We start from the raw sequence: 19,576 nt of genomic DNA on the forward strand, positions 1-19,576 counted from the left end.
ACAATTCTTGCTTCGTAAGCGTTATCCTATTGTGCGGAACTTCTCAAGATGTCCATATAATCGACATGCACCTCTGCTGTCGCATTCTCAAGTATAATGGCGTTCTTGCCCGCCTTCAATTGCAAGGTGACGGATTGTGTCTGGTAATTGTTGCGTTTTCCATCTGGAAAAACCATCCTTTTCGCTTTGCTGCCGCTGCCGTCCACGCGAACTTGAAGCTCCGCATCATCGCCGGAGGTGTTAGCGCCCGCAAGCCTAATCTCATAAGCTCCGCTTACCGGCACTTGAATGTTGGCAAAACGCAAGGCTTCTCCTTCACCCGGCGTAATCACGGCTTTGCCTCCCGCTGACGAGAACAGATTCTCCTCCGCCTCGCCATGCGCTCCCGCTGCGGCATACTCCGCTTCATATCTTGGAAGCTCAATGGCATCAATCTTGCCTTGCCCGCCGGCAATTGCGATATGAACCTCATTCATGCCTGCTGCAAGCGAAACGTCGGCATAAGCGTAACCCGTCCCATCCGTTTCGGGAAGCTCAACGTCAACGGCTTGTTCACCATTGACGCTAACGCTTGCTTGAAGCTTTTCACCCGTATCATTCTGATAGTGAATAAGAAGAGGTGCCGTAGTATGAATGGTAGAAGGGATTAGATCAAAGCTTAGATCAGCAGATGCTGCCGCCGCCTTGAAGACCCCCATTCCCGCAGGAACCTCAATTGCTGTATCCAGACTTAACGGCTTTCCGATCTGCAAATTTCCCGCTTCATCCCATGCCAGCTTCTGCGCGCGTGCTTTCCGGTTGCCCCAGCCATCCGTAGGCGCGGTTGTTGCGTGATAAACGATCCACTGCTCCGTACCGTCCGGCGAGGTTACAAAGGAATTATGTCCCGGACCGTAAACGCCGGCGTCCTCATCCATCTTCAGAATCGGCTCCTGCGCTTTTGTCCAGTTCGAAGCCACCAGCGGATCTGCGCCTTCCTTCAGCGACAGCATGCCAAGCGCGTAAAACGGCGTCCAGCTGCCTGCGCCCGAATACACGATATGAACCTGGCCATTATGATGGAGAATCGAATGTCCTTCATTAATATATGGGGGACCTCCGGCTTTCTCCCATTCCAGGTCAGGCTCGGATAAAAGGACGCGAGGACCGCTGATAGTCATTGGATCGCTCATCGGCGCGATATACGTATTTTGCTGTATGTTAATATCGCCGTCCCAGCCGGACCATACAAAATAAAGCTTGTCGTTCAGCTCCATCGCAAGTCCGTCAATTGCCCATTTATCGGTATCATCCTTCACCTGGCCTTTAAACGTATAGCTGCCCATCGGATCATCGGTGTCCGCTTCCAGGACAAACATCCGGTGGTTCTCGTTCTGACCGTCGTCCGCGGCGAAATAGATGTACCATTTCCCTTGAATGAACTGGATTTCCGGCGCCCACAGCTCAGCCGAATAGTTGGTTCCGATAGCCGGATACCAGACAACCTTCCGCTCAGCCTGCTTGAAATCGATGGTACGGGATTTCATGACCATGACATCCGCGCCGTTATGCGTAAACGTCATATAATAGTAGCCGTCCTTGTACACCACGGCGGGGTCAGGCGTATCGATCTCCGCCAGCGTATTTTTAAACGTACCGCCATGGCCTTTGTAATCGGCTGCTATCTGGCTTGCTTCGTATGCGTTGTCTTTCATTGCCCACACTCCTATACCAGCCGCCGCGACCAGCAACAACGCTGCTGTCAGGACAGCCCATCGTTTTGCGTTCAATTATTGGAGACCTCCTAAAAAGAATTGCGAATGCAATTCTTACTTCGTAAGCATCAGCCTAAAGAATTGCGAATGCAATTCTTACTTCGTAAGCAATAATTTTTTTACTATTTCACGCCGGCTTGCGTAATGGCTTTAACGAAGGAACGCTGGCCTACGATAAAGATGATGAATACCGGCAGCGTCGCAATAACCGTCATCGACATTAGTTTGCCGTATGCCTGCGTATAGCTGCCCTGTGCCATCATCGCAATGCCGGCCGTAATGGTGCGCATCTCCGGCGAGGTTGTGGAATAAAGCGGCCATACGAAATCATTGTAAATGCCCATAAAGGTAAAGATCGCGAGCGTAACCATAATCGATACCGAAGCAGGAAGCAGAATACGGGAGTAGATCTGCCATTTGTTAGCGCCATCGATCCGTGCGGCCTCTTCGATTTCTTTCGGAAACGCCGTAAAGAACTGGAACAGCAGGAATACGCCAAATGCGCCGGACGAATAAGGAAGAATAAGCGCCGCGTACGTATTAATCCAGCCAAGCGCGTTAAATTCCATATACATCGGCAGGAACGTCAGGACGCCGGGAATCATCATGGAACCGATAAACATTGGGAACATCAGCTTTTTAAAAGGCAAATCCTGCAGACGGGCAAGCGCGTAGGCCGCCATTGACGAGAAGAGCAGCACAATCGCCGTGCCAGCGGCGCCTACGAACAAGGAGTTCGAGATCCAGCGCGTAATCGGAACGTTCATCAGGTTGCCTTTTAACCCGTCCAGGTAGTTCTCGAACGTTGGTTTTTTCGGAATCAGACTCATCTGTCCGGCAAGTGCCTCGAAATCGTTCTTGAAGGAAGTGGACAACATCCAGATGAGCGGAAGCAGGAAAATAACCGCTATGATGACTGCTACGAGAACAAGTAATGTTTTTTTCATGCTTCTACTCCTTCCTTCCGTAAGCGATTTTGTATTGGACAGCCGACACGATAATAATGATAAGCGCCATCAGAATCGCCATAGCCGAAGCGGAGCCGACCTGCTTGCCTTTAAACGCTTCGTCCAGCACGTTCATAAGCAGTACCTTCGTGCTGTCCCCGGGACCGCCCCGAGTCAGGAGGAACGGCTGCGCGTACACGTTAAACGAGGCAATCGTCGAAGTAATAATGATAAACAGCATAACCGGTCGGATCGACGGCAGGGTGATGCTGACGAACCTTTTCCAAGCATTCGCGCCGTCAATCGAAGCCGCCTCGTAATAATCCTCCGGCACTTCGTTTAGCGCATTGGTAAAAATAATCATATTAAAGCCGATCGTCCACCACAGCGTAGTCAATACGAGCGACACCCACACCCACGGCAAATCCGTTAGCCACGCAACCGGATCAATGTGAAGCTTGGCCAGCAATCCGTTCAGGAAGCCCGCGTTCGTATCAAACATCATTAGCCAGATCACGGCCATTACCGAACCTGAGATGGCGTAAGGCATGAAGTAAAACGTTCGGAACAACCCGCGGATCCGCTTCGGCAGCTGATTCAGCAGCAAAGCGAGCGCAAGGCCCAGAACAACCAAAAGCGGGACCGAATACAGAACGAATTGCACCGTATTCCAAAGACCGGTCGTAAACTGCTCGAACAAATAAGAGCCGGGCGTAAAGATTTTAACGTAATTATCGAAACCCACGAATTTATGCGAATCCGACAGCAGCTCGAAGTTATGGAACGAAATATAAATGCCGTATAAAATCGGGATCAGCAGAAAAGCGCAAAAGCTGAGCAGGTACGGCAGTACGAACAAGGAAGACGTTAAGCGGGATTGCAAAGAGCTCTTGACCATTACAGCTCCTCCATTCGGATTAAAGGTATAAACAGAGGGACGAAGAAGCTGGTTGTCAGCCTCTTCGTCCTGCCGTTACTTATTTTTTCATCGCTTGTCTGGACTTCGCTACGGCATCGTCCATCGCTTTTTGAGCGTCCTTCTTGCCAAGCAGCGCGTTGCTCAGTTCGCCCCAGATCGGATCGGAGATCGTTCCCCAGTTCAGTACATTTGGCGCGAATTGAACGTAATCGAACGATTTCGCTACGTTGCTTTGCATGTCGAGAGCTTTGAATTCCGCGCTTTCCAGCATTGGCTTGGAAGCCAGCGCTTGGCCGGAAGCCGCCCAATCCATCGAGTTGGTCGATACGTATTTCAGGAAGTCGCCGATGCCTTTCACGACATTTGCGTCTGTTACGCCTTTAGGCAATACGAAGTTATGGGAGCCTGCGTATACCGCTTGTTTAGCCTTGCCGATTTGCGGTACCGGAGCTACGCCGTAGTTGATGCCCGCTTCGTCGAATTGGCCTTTCATCCAAGGACCGTTAAATTGAATCGCGTTTTTGCCTTGCAGGAACAGCGTATTCTCTCCGTCCTGTTGAACGTTGCCCGGCGATACGCCTTTGTCTACGAGACCGCGCATCCATTGCACCATCTCAACCGCTTCAGGCGAGTTGTAGGCTACGTCCGTGCCGTTCCACAGATCGCCGCCATTTTGCCATACCAGCGTCGGGAAAATAAATTGCTGCGGCCAAAGCGTTGGAACCACATAGCCGTATACGCCTTTCGCTTTGTCCGTCAGTTTTTCAACGTCGGCTTCGAATTCGGCACGGTTGGTTGGCGGAGCCGTAATCCCAGCTTTATCGAACAAATCTTTGTTGTAGTACATGACAAGCGGATGGATGTCGAGCGGAATGCCGTACCATTTGCCGTCGATTGTCTCGTAATTCACCGGTGCTTCTACATAGTCGGCTTTATTAATCGAAGCGGCCGCCGCCAGATCGTCCATCGGCTGAAGCTGGCCTTTGTTCACGTAAGTCGGAATTTGGTCAACGTGCATGATCGCCAGGTCCGGACGGTCTTTGCCCGCGCTCATCGCTACGTCAAGCAGCTTGTAGTACTCGCCGTTCGGCTGAATGACGAGCTTCACTTTGTACGTGTCCTGGGAAGAGTTGTATTTCTCTACAATCTTCTTCATGAACTCGCCGTCGGCACCGGAGAACGGTGTCCAGAACAGGATGTCGGCTTTCTCCGCTTTCGCGTCCCCGCTATTTCCCGCAGCCGCGTTTGTGCCGCTGTTTGCCTGGTTGTTTGATCCCGCGTCTTTGCCACCGTTGTTGCCGTTGCTTCCGCAGCCTGCTGCCGCTACAAGGCTAAGTGCGATTAACGAGGTGCCCAAAAGCTTCATCGATTTCTTCATGTTCGCTTCCCCCTAGAATGTGTGTGTCGTTCTTTCTGATACTCATTCTAGCTGGCCCGGGATAACGCGCCCATGTCGCTTTTTTAGAAGGAATGGACATATTTTTAGATCGTTGCGAAAAATTTGTCCCCCGCCTGAATGCAAAACCCCGGACAGCTGGGAGAATTTTCTCGTGCTGTCCGGGGTTTGTCAGAAGCGGCTGATTCGCCGGTCTTTACGATGTGCGGGATCGTTAAGCGCTCAAGCGCCTTGCTTTGGCGGGACCTTAACGATACGCCGCATCGTTAAGCCAGCTCAATAGTGCCTTTTTGGCCGGAAATCCGGCCAATTCGCGGACCTTAATGATGTGCGGCATCGTTAAGCATCCTTGTGCCTCGCTTTTGTGGAACCTTAACGATGCGCCGCATCGTTAAGCCAGCTCAATTGTGCCTTTTTGGACGAAACTCGGCCAATTCCTGCGGAAACCTGCCGATCATCGTCAACCAGCTGCCGCCGAAGCCGCGATTACTTGCCTTCGTTGATCGCTTTGATCAGCTCAAGGGGTACCTTCGGCTTGCGGTCGTACGTCAGCAGACCGTTGATCTCCTGCTCGACGTCCGTCAACTGCGTATAGCAGTAGCCTTGGACAACGCCGGAGAAGATAAGAGGCTGAATTACGTTGCGAAGACGTTCAACAAAGTCCTCGTCATTGGATGCGCCGGAGTAGCCCCAGCCTTCCCAGTCGCTCTTCTTGTAAGCAATGCCGCCGAACTCGGTAACGATGATCGGTTGTCCGTCGTATTCGTAGCCCGCTACGCTAAGGCGGCGGTTAGCCGGCATAGCCGATACGGCTTTTTCCACGCTGCCGTAACGGTCTTCGAGCACTTCGCGTCTCCACTCGTAGTCATGAATGTTGTACAGGTCGGTTGCAACCATTTCCCAGCCGTCATTGGAGATCACGAGGCGAGTCGGGTCAATCGACTTGGTCAAATGGTACATCGCAAGAGCATGCTGCTGCTGACGAACGTCGACCTGAATGTTAGGTACGCCCCAGCTTTCGTTCAGCGGTACCCATACCGCGATACATGGATGGTTGAAGTCGCGGTCAATCGCTTCCTGCCATTCCTTCGTAATGCGGCGGACATATTCTTCGGAATAGTCGCAAGCATTCGCCATTTCGCCCCATACGATCAGCCCCAGCTTGTCGCACCAGTACAGGAAGCGCGGGTCTTCGACCTTCTGATGCTTACGCGCGCCGTTGAAGCCCATTTCCTTCATCAGCACGACATCCTGCTTGATCGCCTCGTCCGAAGGAGGAGTCAGGTTGCCGTCCGGGAAATAGCCTTGATCAAGAACAAGCTTGCTGAAGTATGGACGGTTATTCAGATTAAACTTGCCGTTCTCGAGCGAGATTTTCCGCATGCCGAAGTAGCTTGTTACGCGGTCAACCTCGGCTCCGTCAACAGACAGCACGTATTCGACATCGTACAGGTTAGGACGCTCGGGCCACCAAAGGCGATCCATGCCGTGGTCGTTTAATCCGCTGAGCTTTATCTTCCGGCTCTCTTCGCCCGCGCGAACTTGAAAAGTATCTTCAGACATAACCTCCCCCGCGAACGAAATCTTCACCGACAGGCTGACGTTCCTCGCACCTTGCTCCAATCCGGCTACAATCGAACGGATCTGAATCTCATTGGTATCGATATCCGGTACATACTTCACTTTGCGGAGATGAACCGGCGATACCGCCTCCATCCACACGGACTGCCAGATCCCCGTTGTCCGCGTATACCAGATCGCGCGGGACTTCTCTTCCCAGAACTGCTTGCCGCGCGGCAGGAATACGTCAGTGCCATAATCTACGGCTTTGACAACAAGCGTGTTGTCTCCGTCCGCGCTCAACGCATTTGTAATATCCGCCTGAAACGGCGTATGACCGCCTTCATGGGAAGCTACCAATTGGCCGTTTACCCATACATAGGCTTCGTAATCTACGGCGCCGAAATGAAGCACAACCCGTTTACTTTGGAAGGACTTAGGAATTTCCAGCTTTCTGCGGTACCATACCACATCGTGAAAATTCGGATCGCCAATACCGCTTAATTCGCTCTCAAAGCTGAACGGCACCTGGATTTTTTTCGAAAAGCTCTTGCTGCCCGAATGCCAGCCTTCTTCCCCGCCTACACGCGCATCGTCAAATTCAAATTCCCATTCCCCATTCAGGCATTCCCATGCGTTACGGTTGAATTGAGGTCTAGGGTATTCGGCTCTTGGCAAGTTTGTCATCTGTTACGCCTCCATTAGTTAACCAGTTAGTTGTTATATTAACAAAATCACATGAATCTGTTGCCTATTTTATCGCCTGCCCTATTAACCGTCAACTAAAAAGTTGTTTTATTAACAATTAGGTTATATAATAGCCAAGACAACGGAAAGCGAGGAAACCGGCGTGCATATACAAGTCAGCACCAAATATATGACGATGCTCGAATGTTTTTCATCGGAGACGAGGGTGAGGATGATCGAGCTGCTTAATAACGGACCGATGAGCATCAAAGAGCTTGCGGAGACGCTAGGCTTATCGTCGGCCATCGTGACGAAGCATATTCAGAAGATGGAGGAAGGCGGCCTGATCAAGACCGAAAGCCTGTCAGGAACACGCGGGAGTCCGAAAATGTGCTCGCTCGCCATCGACTCGCTTACCCTGCAGCTTCGCACTTCTTCTTCGGAAAAAGCTTTGGATGAGGAAACCAAATATACGGTGGAAATCCCAATTGGCCAATATTCGGATTATGCGGTTAAGCCAACCTGCGGCCTTGCATCGGAGAGCAAGATTCTTGGACTTGTGGACGATCCGAGGTACTTCTCCGATCCGGAACGAATGAATGCGTCGCATCTGTGGTTCGGCAGCGGTTATGTCGAATACCGGGTTCCGAATTACCTGCATGCCGGACAAGCGGCTTCCCAGCTGGACATTTCGCTCGAGCTCTGTTCGGAAGCCCCTTCGTATAACGAGAATTGGCCTTCCGATATCAGCTTTTACATCAATGACATTGAGGTTGGCGTATGGACTTGCCCGGGGGACTTCGGCAGCAAACGCGGAGCTCTGACGCCTTCCTGGTGGCAGCTTGGCACGCAAAACGGTCTGCTCAAAAGCTTGTCCGTTCAGGCGACCGGTACGTTCCTCGATGGCGTCAAGCTGTCCGAGGTTACTCTTGAGGATGTCGGCCTGAAGCTTGGCGAGGACTTCCGCTTCAAGCTCGCTTCTCTCGAGACGGCCCGCCATTGCGGCGGTATCAGCCTGTTCGGCAGACACTTCGGCAACTACAAGCAGGATATTATGGTCAATGTTTATTACAAGGATAAGAGCAGAACCGAATCAAACTCATAAATAATAGCTATTGGTCCCGACAGCCGGCTCGATGAAACAGAAGAGCCGGCTTTCTCCGTTTTTTTATATCTAATTAGATATAAGAGACTGCAAGATACGTTTGCTATACTACTTTTGAAAACGCTTACCAAAGCGTTGATTATAGTAGGATAAGGAGATGAATGAGGTTGAAAAAATGGAAAACCCTGCTCGTCGGCGCGGCCGCCGCTGTCATGCTGATGCCGCTTCACGTGAGCGCGTACAGCAATCCGATTATGATTTCAGACTCCTGGCATTGGGCGAACAACGATTTCTATGGCGAAGGCGACCCGTATATTTTGAAATTTAACGGCACCTATTATCTTTACGTCAGTACCGTCGACGATCAGAGCGGCGTTAAAGTATGGTCCTCTACCAATCTCGTTGACTGGAGCTATCGCGGTTTATGTACGACGGAAGCGATTACCAAGGCAGCGTATGCGCCTGAAGTCGTCTACTGGAACGGCATGTTCTATATGTACACCTCTCCTGGCGGAGGTGGTCATTACGTGCTGCAGAGCACGAGTCCAACAGGTCCGTTTACGGTTGCGACAGGCAATCTGGGCATGGGAATCGACGGCAATGTCTTTATTGACGATGACGGCAAATGGTATTTCTACTCGACCGGCTCCAATACGATTAACGCACGGCCGATGACAAGCCCTACCGCCTTTGGCGCCGCTGTCGGAACCGGCTTATCCATGTCAGGCTGGACGGAAGGCTCCACAACCTTCAAGCGCAACGGAAAATATTATATGACCTACACGGGCAATCATGTCTGGAGCACCGGATACCGGGTCAATTACGCAACCAGCGCCAGCCCCACGACCGGCTTCGCGCCGGCGGATAGCCAGAATCCGGTTCTGATCGACACGGAAGGCTCGAATGTCGGGCTTGGCCATAACAGCGTGATCAAAGGTCCTGACTTGGATTCGGATTTTATGGTTTACCACAGTCATGCATCGGATGGCAATCTGACCTACCCTGGCCGCAAAATGAATCTGGACCGCATCGCCTGGAACGGAGACAAGATGCTGGTCCTTGGTCCAACAACGGCTTCCCAGCAAAATCCAGAGCTGGCGGATTTCGAAGACCGCTTTAACCGCACTTCTATAGGAACCGGCTGGACCAATATCGGGGGCGGTACTTGGGGGATCTACAATCAAGAGCTGATGTGGCAGGATACGATTGGGAACACCAATACTTACCGCCAGGTTACCAGCGCGGGTACTGCCGGCGATTATACGGCGGAATTCAACACCAAGCAGATGAAGCAGGGTACCAGCAGCAATCCGGTATACGGTACCGTCTTCTCCTACACCGATGAGAGCAATTACGGAACAGCCGTCTTGAACCGCAGCCTGAACCGTCTGGAAACGAACTTTGTGGTTGGCGGCGTCAGCCAAGGCTGGCAATATTCCGCGCTGCCTTCGGGCTATGACTATACCAAGTGGCATCAGATCCGCGTTGAGAAAGCCGGTACCAGCTTCACCGTGTATGTGGATGGCATGAAAAAACAAACCCGGACCGTCAGCGGCATCGGCGGAGGCAAGATCGGCTACACCACAACGGATGCCCATGCGGACTTTGGCTATACCGCCTTCAGCAATAAAGTGAACGGAAGCAGCGCGTGGAATGCGTACAAGCCTCTTCCGGGTAAAATCGAGGCCGTTCATTATATGAACGGAGCAGAAGGAACGGCTTATCATGATTTGACGCCCGACAATATCGGCGGTGCTTACCGCAGCGGTTCGGTCGATATCCGCAGCTCGGCAGCCGAAGGCAAAAATGTCGTGGGCTGGAATCAGACCGGGGAATGGCTGAAATACCGCGTGAATGTAGCGGAGACCGGCTATTACGATCTGGATGTGCGTCATGCGACAACGTTTACCGACGCAAGCTACCGCTTATGGGACGGGGCTACCGACTTGACCGGCGTCGTTGGCGTTCCTAGCACCGGCGACTGGGAAACGTGGACAACTTCAAGCAAAAAAGGGCTGTATCTGACCGCCGGTTATCATGAGCTGCGCTTTGAGTTCGTCAAAGGCGAATTCGACTTCTCGGGCATGACATTCTCCCGCGGAGATGCGATCACCAGCCTGTCGGATGACTTTAATGACGGCAACGATAACGGCTGGACAAGATTTGAAGGCAACTGGTCCGTCAATTCGGGTGAGCTGGACTCTGCTGGCGGAGGAGTATTCGGCAAAACAACGATCGGCAATGAGCGTTGGGCGGATTATACGGTTGAATCGGATATCAAGCTCGTCGACACGACCGGGGACGCCGGCGTCCTGGTAAGAGTAAATAATCCGTCAAACGGCACCGTGCTGGTTAACAACCCGGATTATCTTCAAGGCTACTATGCTTTTATCAAACCGGATGGCGTCTACTTGGGCAAGATGAATTACAACTATGCGGGCGTTGCCTCCTCCCCTGTATCACTGGCAGCGGGAGCTTGGCATCATATGAAGGTTGTCGCTTCGGGAACGACGATTAAGGTCTACGTAAACGATATGGCAACTCCAAAAATCACCTATACCGATAACAGCGGCAATCCGTTTACTCACGGGAAGGTAGGCCTGCGCACGATGAATAATCATACGCGGTTCGATAATTTCAAGGTTAATCCGTAAATCAAAGGAGGCAGACCTCATAGGTCTACCTCCTTCTTTATTTCTGTATTTATGAGGGCAAAATCAGCTGAGTCGGAACAACAAACCTGCCTTGAAGCTGCTCTCCGCGAGCGATATGGCCCATCAGCAGCGAGACGGCTTTGGCGCCGATTGCGGCTTCATTTTGACGGATATAAGCAACCTCCGGAATCTCGGTATCATCAAACGCAACCAATTGTTTATCTGCCGCCCGGTTTATCCTTTTCAAAGCATGATAAGCCAATCGGGCAAGCTCCACATCCGTAGCAACAAGGCCGGAGAAGCTGTCATGATGCATTATCATCCATTGATTGATTAGCTCCGCCCCATCCTTCCTTGAAATGTTAAACCTCTCATAAGGAACGGTATAGCGTAAAATGGATGATGGCTCCAGCCCGAATTCGGTCACTGCGCTGTCGAAGCCGGCAATCCTGTCGGCCATCACGCTATGCTCTACGGGCGGCGTCAGCAGGGCAAGACGATCATGTCCCTTCCTGAAGAGATACGATACGGCTTTTCGCGCGCCCGTCTTATTGTCCGAGCAGACGCTGACGACAGGCATATCGTTGTAGTAACGGTCGATCAAGACTACCGGACATTCGAGCTCCTCCGCCCTTATAATAGTCTGTCGTTCATGCTGAGCTCCAATGGAAAAAAGGATTAAACCCCCGATGCCGAGCGCGCCAAGATCCTCCAGCGATTGCAGCTCTTTGGCGGTGCTGCCCCTGGATACGCGGATCACCAGCGTATAGCCATAGCTGTTAGCCGCATTCTCGATAGCGTCCAAAAGGCGCTGTTCCACCTTCGTACGCATGGAAGGAATAATCATTCCGATTAGCTTGCCGGACGAATGGCGGTTTTCCCTGGGCTCCAGCTTTATCCCGCTTCCTTCACCTGACGGAGAAAACAATTTGTACGGCGCTTGCCCGGCAACAAACGTGCCCTTCCCCTTGGAGCGGACGACAATTCCCTCCTCCGCGAGACCGGCCAAAGCATTTTTCGTGGTCATCAGACTGACGTGGAACTGCGCGGCCAAATCCGTCTCGGACGGTATCCGGTCACCCGGACGCAAATTCCCAAGGGAGATTTGCGTTTTGATAGCTTCCTGAATTTGTTTATATAATGGAATATCCTTCAAGGGCGTTCACCACTTTTACTATACTGTGCCAGCCCCCCGCAAAACAACAAAAATCCCCTTCCGGACTACCGGAAAGGGATTTTTTCTCTTATTTATTTTTTCTTCAGCAGATCTTCGATTGCTTTGCGCGTTTCGGCGCTGAACTCCTTGAAAAATTTGATCAGCTCGGCATTGCATAAGCCTGCGTTATACAGCATTTGAATCGTAATAAACTCCGGCATTCCTTTATCGTTGACCGAAGTAATAATTCCCGCTTTCATGGCTGCCGAAGTCGAAGTTTTCGTCCAGCTCGGCGGCGTTTGGTTACCCGAAATATTAACATGAGTCTCAAGCGCGGCAATCCGCTGCTGAAGCTCCTCCATTTGTTGTTTTTCCGCTTCTGTCATTGGTTTATCCTCCTCCGGCGCATAAGCTCTAAGCAAATCCTCTTCCGTACCCGCATATTCATTCAGATCGACATTACCGCTAATGCCCGATACCTTCCGGGTACCGCTAGGCAAGGTACCGCCCGAGCTTCCGTCGCTGTATTGCCAGAATGTCCATTTGGTCCAAGCCTTGGCATCATCCGGCGGCGTGGAAGCATTATATCTGGCAATCCATAACGGATAACCGCTAAGAGAGGTATCGAAATGATTCGCAAAGGCGTTGCCGGTATAAAAAATCGGCTTTACGCCAAATAACCGCTCCGCCTCTTCCAAAAAAGCTTTCGCTACCGCGCTCATGCTCGCATCGCTAAGGTTACCCGAGTTCGTCTCGTAATCCATTACGGGAGGTAATAGCAGGTTGCTGGCTTGCGAGGCCGTTTGATAAAAATATTGCGCTTCCCGTTTCGCCGCAGCCGAGGAGGCTGCCCTCAGAAAATGATAAGCCCCGACCAGAAGTCCGGCCGCTGCCGCTCCGTTGGCATTTTGCAGAAAAGTTGAATCCTTATAGTTCTCCCCTTCGGTTGCTTTGACAAAAGCAAACGTTATGCCGTCGCCCGCTACTTTTGCCCAATCAATCGTTCCCTGGTAATGGGATACGTCAATGCCTTGGGCATTTCCTTTTGTTCTTCCTTGCACGACATCCCCTCCTTCGGGTCATTCATGTATCTTCTTTCTATTAGTAGATTCATCTGCTGGTAGATGGGACACGGCATTTTGGCACAAAGAAGGCCGCCCTGCGGGAGGGCGGCCTTCCAAAGATTCATTTTTTATTCCGGCTTTATGGCGCAGCCGTCAAGTTGAAAGCTTCCCAGCCGCTGACGCTGTCGCGGTTGGCAATCAGCATGCCAAGATTCAAATCCGCGCTGACATATTTATTGTTGGCAACCGACTTGAACGATACCGTACCGTCGGCATTGGTTGATTTGGTGAATTTCTCCCAAGCCGCAATACCTTGCGCCTGCGCGATCAGCCTGCCGTTGTTGTTAAGATCGGCGCTGACATATTTATTGTTGGCAAGCGACAGGAACGATACCGTGCCGTCCGCGTTCGTCACCACGATAAATTTCTCCCATGTGCCAACGGAAGTGCGGTTGGCTACAAGCGGCGAAGCGCCGGTATTTTCGGCCGTAACGTACAGATTATTGGCTTTTGCCTGCAGGCTGGAAGGCGCATTCAGCTTCGCGTAAGCTTTGAACATATTAATAAGGGTCGTATTTGGCGTAAAGTTGTTGGTCGTGAATTTGGCCAGCTTCGTTTGCATCGTTGCAATGCTGTCGCTGCTTACGTTCGGGAACGGGTTCGTATTGTTCTGGTACAAGCCCCAATTGCCGCCGCTCGTTACTTTATAAGACCAGTTCGTCCAGGATACGTCAAGCGCATCAAGGCCGGAAAGCCATTTCTCCCATAAGTCGTTATGCGTAAACAACGTGAACTCGCCGGAGTAGACCGGCACATTCCAGTTGTTCTGATGCCAGATAATATCCGAGAACCACTGGTTGATGCTGTTGTTCTGGCTATTCCAGTCCGTATCGTTCCAGTCATAGCTGTGCACCTCGTACACCACGTTCGTCCAGCCGTATGTCGACGGAGCCTCGATATTGTTCCAGTAGCCGAAAGCTTCCACGTAAATCATATGATCCGGGTCGATCGCGCGGACGGCTTTGTACAGACGGTCGTACATTTGGCTGATCGACAGGCTGCCGTTGTTGCTTACCGGTTCATTCAGCAGATCGTAGCCGGCAATCGTCGGGTTGCCTTTATAGTGAGTGGCAATCCGCTGCCACAGCTGCACAACCCAGTTCTGGTACGTGGTATTGCTCCACAGCTCGTTTGCGCCTTCGCGACCGCCGCTTTGCCAGCCGTTCATATTGCCCGGTACCCCGTGCAGATCAAGCAGCACATACAGACCGCGGGATTGCGCGTTAGATACAAGCCAATCCAGGTTGCCGAACGATACGGTATCCGACTTCATCGTACCGTCGCGGTTCATCATGTTCTCCCAATAAATCGGCACCCGGATAAAGTTGAGACCCATATTTTTAATCGTGTCCAAGTCGCTTGCCTGAATCCATAAATCCTGATAGCTGTCCTTCAACGAATCCACTGCGGAGGAGCCAAACCGGTTAATCAGCGTTCCCCGGACCGTCCACTCGTCGGTCCCGCCAAGCGGGGACATCCAGTTTTCTTCCATCATCCAGCCACCCAGGTTCGTTCCGTGAAGACTGACGACATTGCCGTTGCCATTGTTGTTCTTAATCTGCTTTCCGTTTGTTTTCAGAAAATCGCTTGCTCCGATAGCCGCATCCGCGTGCTGTACCTTGATGGAGCCCATCATCCCCACCGCAAGACATGCCGTCACAGCCAAGGTCAGTACTTTTTTCAAATTCATTAACAAGCCTCCTTAATAGAATTGTCGTCTCCGTGGCCTAATCGGCCGTTTGTAACTGTAACGATTCTTGCTGTGCAAGCGACTTCCATTTAAAATGAAATCGATTACAAACAATAATATAACGACCCGTCCGGCAAAAAGCATTGGCTATTTTTCAGATTCATTTGTACGGTTTTCAGGAATTGAAGAATTAACGCGGTTAATTCCGGCACAAAAAACAGCCGTCTCCTTATTCAGTGAAGTCGAATGAGACGTGGATAGGGAGAGCCGCAAAGTTGCATGGCGATACTCCCCCAACAACAGGCAGCAGAGCTCCCCGTTGGATTTGGTACAGGATCAGGAGGCTTTTCTAGTGGAGTAGACGATCTATACTGGATTGTCTCCAATAGTATTAGCTCCATCCGGATCATTCGGCTCATTGCTGGCTTTTATGATGGAGTGATTCCAGCGTAGCTCCAAATGAACTCTAATTTTGCTGAATTTATTGGAAGGAATCCAACGTACGGCGATGGTAAAAGAATGTCTCCTGGTCAGTACAATAACTTATGGAGCAAAGAAGCCGCCCTGCTTAAGGGCGGCTATTCATTCTTTTTAAGACTTGGAGTACCGAACTGCCCGGGTTAGAACCAATCTCCGTAACCCAGCTTCCGCAGGTTGTTTGCGGAAGTCTCCAGGCAATCAAAAGGATCTTTACCGTATACGTTATCCTGCTCGACCAGAAAATATTTCGCGCCGCTGGCAGCTCCCGCGTTCATAATGCCGCTGATGTCGAGGCTGCCCTCGCCAACCTCGGCGAACTGCACGATATTATTAAAGGCATTCATGATTTCCTGCATATCCATTCCTTTTGAAAAATCATAATTCAAAGCGCCAATGCGGTAATCCTTCAAATGAATCAATGCAATCCGGCCCTCGTATTTTTGAATGAAGGTGACCGGATTTTCCCCGCCGCGCTGCACCCAGTGGACATCCATTTCAAAGCCCAAATGCTTGGTATGATCCTTAATGATGTCCAGCAAATATTCGCCGTCAAACTTTTGGAACTCGGCGTGGTGGTTGTGGTAATAAAGGGAGATGCCATGCCGGAGAAGACTCTCTGCATAGCTGTCCGCTTGGCGGACGAACTCCAGTACGGCTTCTTTATCGCCCATGGAGGTGAAGGGAAGCATCGGAATGCGCAGATAGCTGCAATCCAGCGACTTGCAGTCGGCAACGATCTTCTCGAAATGAGTCGACAGAAACTCACCCGGCATGCCAGGCACCATAGGCTCAACCGCTGCGCTTAAAGAAGCAATTTCGATATCAAAGTCGACACTTGCTCTGCGAAGCTCCTCTACGTTTTCCGCCGTCATGGGAATTTGCGATACCTCAACGCTCCGATAGCCGAGCTCCCTTACTTTGCGCAGCGTTTCATATACGCCAAGCTCTTCCGCTTTGCCTTTTAACATCATCATTTGAACGCCGATCTTACCCTTATTCATTGTAGTCTCCTCCTCCAATACGCGTTTTCTTATGCGTTAACCGGATATTTATTTTCTGCTACTATGCGTTTATTCAGCTCGGCAAGGAAGAGCTCTTCATCGAACGGAACCTCTATTTCCTTGCCCAGCCAGCTCGACAGATGAATCGCGTTGGCAAGGCGAACGCCGCGGATGCCGTCGCTGCCAGGCGCGATGAGTGGCGTACCGTCGATAATATTCGCGGCGAAGTTCTCCATAACGGAAATATGCTGGATGCCGAAGGCATCGTTGAACTCGAGCACTTCCTCCGTATAGATGTCATTGCCCGAGTGACCCATAAAAATCTTCATCACATCCTGCATGCTCATCGAGCTGCTCATCTCGGATTCCGGCCGGGCAAGACGCTTGATGGTGAGCTTGCGGCTGCCATCCACTACGATTTTCCCTTTATCCCCCAGAATCTCAAAGCGGTCCGTGCCAAGCACATCATGCGTGCAAGTAACAAATACGCCGGTGGCGCCGTTCTCATACTCGAACATGGCCGTCACTTCGTCTTCAACCGCAATATCGCGCTGATAGCCGTATTTCACTTTGGAGTATACCTTAGCCGGCATCCCGCAAATCCATTGCATAAGGTCCAGCTGATGAGGCGCCTGGTTCACAAGCACGCCGCCGCCTTCTCCGCCCCAAGTCGCTCTCCACTCGCTTTGATCATAATAGCCTTGCGGTCTCCACCAGGTAGTAATCATCCAGTTCGTCCGGCGAATGGCGCCAATCTCGCCATCCTCTATCAGCTTCTTCAGCGTTTGATAAAGACTGTTGGTACGCTGATTAAAGAAGATGCCAAAGGTTAGCTCCGGCTTCGTCGACGCGAATTCGTTCAGTTCGCGCACCTGCTTCGTATAGACGCCTGCCGGCTTCTCAACGAGAGCATGTACGCCTCTTTTCAGCGCTTCTATGCCCATCTGAGGATGAAGGTAATGCGGGACGCAGGTCACAATGGCATCCACTTCTCCGCTATCCATCATCTGGATATAGTCCTCATAGAAAGGGATCTCCGGATACTTCTCCACTGCCATGGTTCGCTTTAGCGGATCGATATCGCAAATAGCGCCAAGCACCATATTGTTCACTTTGCCGTCCGTGAGGAAGCCCGCGTACATGCCGCCCTCCGCGCCTAAACCGATAATGCCAAGACGTACCTTTTCCATTTCTCGAATCTCTCCTTTATTTTTAATAGATAAGTCAAACCCGGAGCTAGCCCTTAACCGCTCCGATTGTAATTCCCTTGACGAAATATTTCTGGAAGAACGGATAAGCGATTAGGATTGGAATAATACCGATAACCGCCATCGCCAATCTCATGGATAGAAGCGGGATATGCGTGCCCATCGCGATCGAATCCTGGCTGGTCTGGAGGAACTGAACATCCAGCAAAATCCGGTTAAGCAGATTCTGCAGGCTAAACAGCTTCGGATCGGTAATATAGATCAGACCGTTAAACCAGTCATTCCAATACGCAATGGTCTGGAATAAACCTACTGTCGCGAGCACGGGCGTGGATAACGGAATGATAATGCTCCGAAAGATGCGAAATTCCTTGGCTCCGTCCATATAAGCCGATTCGATAATGGCAGGCGGAATCGATGTGGCGAAGAATGTCCGCATCAAGATGACGTAAAAGGCATTCATTAGCAGTCCGGGAACAAGCAGAGCCAGCATGCTGTTTTTTACATCGAACATATTGGTATAGACCAGATAAGTAGGCACAAGCCCTCCGTTAAACAGCATCGTAAAAAAGACGTAAAAGGCGAGCGGTCCCCGGAATGGCAGCTCTCTTCGGGAAAGCGGATAAGACAGCAAGGCGATAATGGATAGCCCCGCCACCGTTCCGACCACCGTTACAAAGATCGTTATTCCGTAAGCGCGGACAATGTCCGCCGCGTCGCTCCACAAATATTCATAGGCGGAGAAGCTAAGCATCTTGGGAATGATGGCATAACCGCTGCGGATAATTTCGTTGTCGTCCGTCAAGGAGCCGGACAAGAGCAGCACGAACGGAAATAACGTTAGAACCGACAAAACAATCATGAATCCGTGCAGAAAGCCTTGATACCATTTGCCTCCGTCGTTCATATCGGAGCCCACCTTCCTAGAACAGCGCATTGTCCTTGTTGAATTTCTTCACGACCGCATTGGAGAGAATGACGAGAGTAAAGCCTACAAGCGACTGGTACATCCCCGCAGCCGACGACATGCCAATATCGCCTAGATTGATCAGCGCGCGATACACGTACGTATCAATCGTTTGAGTAACCGGCATCAGAATGCCCGTATTTAGCGGAACCTGATAGAACAATCCAAAATCGGAGTAAAAGATTCGTCCGATTGAAAGCAAGGTTAATATCGTAATCACCGGCGTAATGAGCGGAACCGTAATGCTGAAAATTTGACGCAAGCGGCTCGCGCCGTCCATTTTTGCCGCCTCGTAATACTCCTGATCGATGCCGATGATGGCCGCCAAATAGATGATGCAGGAGTACCCGATCGACTTCCACACATGCACGATGGTCAGAATATAAGGCCAGTACTTTGCCTCGCTATACCAGGAAATTTCGGCCAAACCGAGCCAAGGCAGCAAGGTCTTATTCATAAACCCGTTGCTGTTGTCCATAAAGGCAAACACGAGATAACCGACAATAACCATGGAGATGAGATGCGGCAGTAGGATGATGCTTTGATAAGTCCGGGAGACGTAACGATTTTTGATCTCGTTGAGTACAATAGCGAGTCCTATTGCAAGAACCGTGCCGAGAATGATGAATACGACATTGTACAGAAGCGTATTGCGGGTAATGAGAAATGCATCCCGGGTTTTGAACAAGTACTCGAAGTTCTTGAAGCCGACCCAATCGCTTGCGATAATGCCTTTGGCGAAATTGATATCCTTAAAGGCAATTACCATGCCAAGCATCGGAAAATAATTGTTGATCAGCAGGTAAATCACCCCTGGAAGCGTCATAAGCAGCAGAGCCCGGTATCTCTTAACGACTTTCATTTTTGCCCTGAATCTTGCGTTCATCTGGTCACATCCTTATGGCCCCGTCCCTCGTACGGGGCCGTA

At 51.1% G+C, this 19,576-nt stretch carries 14 protein-coding genes; 2 read left to right on the top strand and 12 right to left on the bottom strand.

Annotation, left to right across the window (positions count from 1 at the left end; translation table 11 throughout):
* Window positions 1-26: 26 nt before the first annotated feature.
* From WFJ73_RS09865 to WFJ73_RS09885, 5 genes are all read right to left on the bottom strand, one after another.
* Window positions 27-1,769: a family 43 glycosylhydrolase gene (locus tag WFJ73_RS09865; protein WP_336772853.1), complete on the bottom strand. Its 1,743-nt coding sequence runs from the start codon at window positions 1,767-1,769 to the stop codon at window positions 27-29.
* 107 nt (window positions 1,770-1,876) lie between these two features.
* Window positions 1,877-2,701, bottom strand: coding sequence for a carbohydrate ABC transporter permease (locus WFJ73_RS09870; RefSeq protein ID WP_127497188.1), 825 nt, complete (start codon window positions 2,699-2,701; stop codon window positions 1,877-1,879).
* Window positions 2,702-2,705: 4 nt separating this feature from the next.
* On the bottom strand, window positions 2,706-3,599 hold the full coding sequence (locus WFJ73_RS09875) for a carbohydrate ABC transporter permease (protein WP_336772854.1): 894 nt from the start codon (window positions 3,597-3,599) through the stop codon (window positions 2,706-2,708).
* Window positions 3,600-3,678: 79 nt separating this feature from the next.
* Window positions 3,679-4,998 (bottom strand): ABC transporter substrate-binding protein, encoded by a 1,320-nt coding sequence (locus WFJ73_RS09880; RefSeq protein WP_336772855.1) that lies wholly within the window; start codon window positions 4,996-4,998, stop codon window positions 3,679-3,681.
* 504 nt (window positions 4,999-5,502) lie between these two features.
* A complete protein-coding gene (locus tag WFJ73_RS09885; protein ID WP_336772856.1) occupies window positions 5,503-7,263 on the bottom strand; it encodes a glycoside hydrolase family 2 protein in 1,761 nt (586 codons plus the stop codon).
* Window positions 7,264-7,459: 196 nt separating this feature from the next.
* Here WFJ73_RS09885 and WFJ73_RS09890 point away from each other — a divergent pair, with 196 nt between their 5' ends.
* Both WFJ73_RS09890 and WFJ73_RS09895 read left to right on the top strand, forming a co-directional pair.
* Window positions 7,460-8,368, top strand: coding sequence for an ArsR/SmtB family transcription factor (locus tag WFJ73_RS09890; RefSeq protein WP_336773093.1), 909 nt, complete (start codon window positions 7,460-7,462; stop codon window positions 8,366-8,368).
* Window positions 8,369-8,529: 161 nt separating this feature from the next.
* On the top strand, window positions 8,530-11,022 hold the full coding sequence (locus tag WFJ73_RS09895) for a family 43 glycosylhydrolase (RefSeq protein ID WP_336772857.1): 2,493 nt from the start codon (window positions 8,530-8,532) through the stop codon (window positions 11,020-11,022).
* A 49-nt stretch (window positions 11,023-11,071) separates the two neighbouring features.
* Here the strand turns inward: WFJ73_RS09895 and WFJ73_RS09900 are convergent, their stop codons facing one another.
* From WFJ73_RS09900 to WFJ73_RS09930, 7 genes are all read right to left on the bottom strand, one after another.
* Window positions 11,072-12,178 (bottom strand): GntR family transcriptional regulator, encoded by a 1,107-nt coding sequence (locus tag WFJ73_RS09900; protein ID WP_336772858.1) that lies wholly within the window; start codon window positions 12,176-12,178, stop codon window positions 11,072-11,074.
* A 92-nt stretch (window positions 12,179-12,270) separates the two neighbouring features.
* On the bottom strand, window positions 12,271-13,239 hold the full coding sequence (locus tag WFJ73_RS09905; protein WP_336772859.1) for a glycoside hydrolase family 25 protein: 969 nt from the start codon (window positions 13,237-13,239) through the stop codon (window positions 12,271-12,273).
* Window positions 13,240-13,381: 142 nt separating this feature from the next.
* Complete coding sequence (locus tag WFJ73_RS09910) at window positions 13,382-14,992, bottom strand: cellulase family glycosylhydrolase (RefSeq protein WP_336772860.1); 1,611 nt, start codon at window positions 14,990-14,992, stop codon at window positions 13,382-13,384.
* Between the two features lie 620 nt (window positions 14,993-15,612).
* Window positions 15,613-16,473: a sugar phosphate isomerase/epimerase family protein gene (locus WFJ73_RS09915; RefSeq protein ID WP_336772861.1), complete on the bottom strand. Its 861-nt coding sequence runs from the start codon at window positions 16,471-16,473 to the stop codon at window positions 15,613-15,615.
* 29 nt (window positions 16,474-16,502) lie between these two features.
* Window positions 16,503-17,663: a Gfo/Idh/MocA family protein gene (locus WFJ73_RS09920; RefSeq protein ID WP_336772862.1), complete on the bottom strand. Its 1,161-nt coding sequence runs from the start codon at window positions 17,661-17,663 to the stop codon at window positions 16,503-16,505.
* Window positions 17,664-17,709: 46 nt separating this feature from the next.
* Window positions 17,710-18,588, bottom strand: coding sequence for a carbohydrate ABC transporter permease (locus tag WFJ73_RS09925; RefSeq protein ID WP_336772863.1), 879 nt, complete (start codon window positions 18,586-18,588; stop codon window positions 17,710-17,712).
* A gap of 16 nt (window positions 18,589-18,604) precedes the next feature.
* Window positions 18,605-19,534, bottom strand: coding sequence for an ABC transporter permease (locus WFJ73_RS09930; protein ID WP_336772864.1), 930 nt, complete (start codon window positions 19,532-19,534; stop codon window positions 18,605-18,607).
* Between the last annotated feature and the right edge of the window lie 42 nt (window positions 19,535-19,576).

Origin of the sequence: Paenibacillus sp. MMO-58, from assembly GCF_037146255.1 — a bacterium.
Lineage (GTDB): Bacteria > Bacillota > Bacilli > Paenibacillales > Paenibacillaceae > Pristimantibacillus.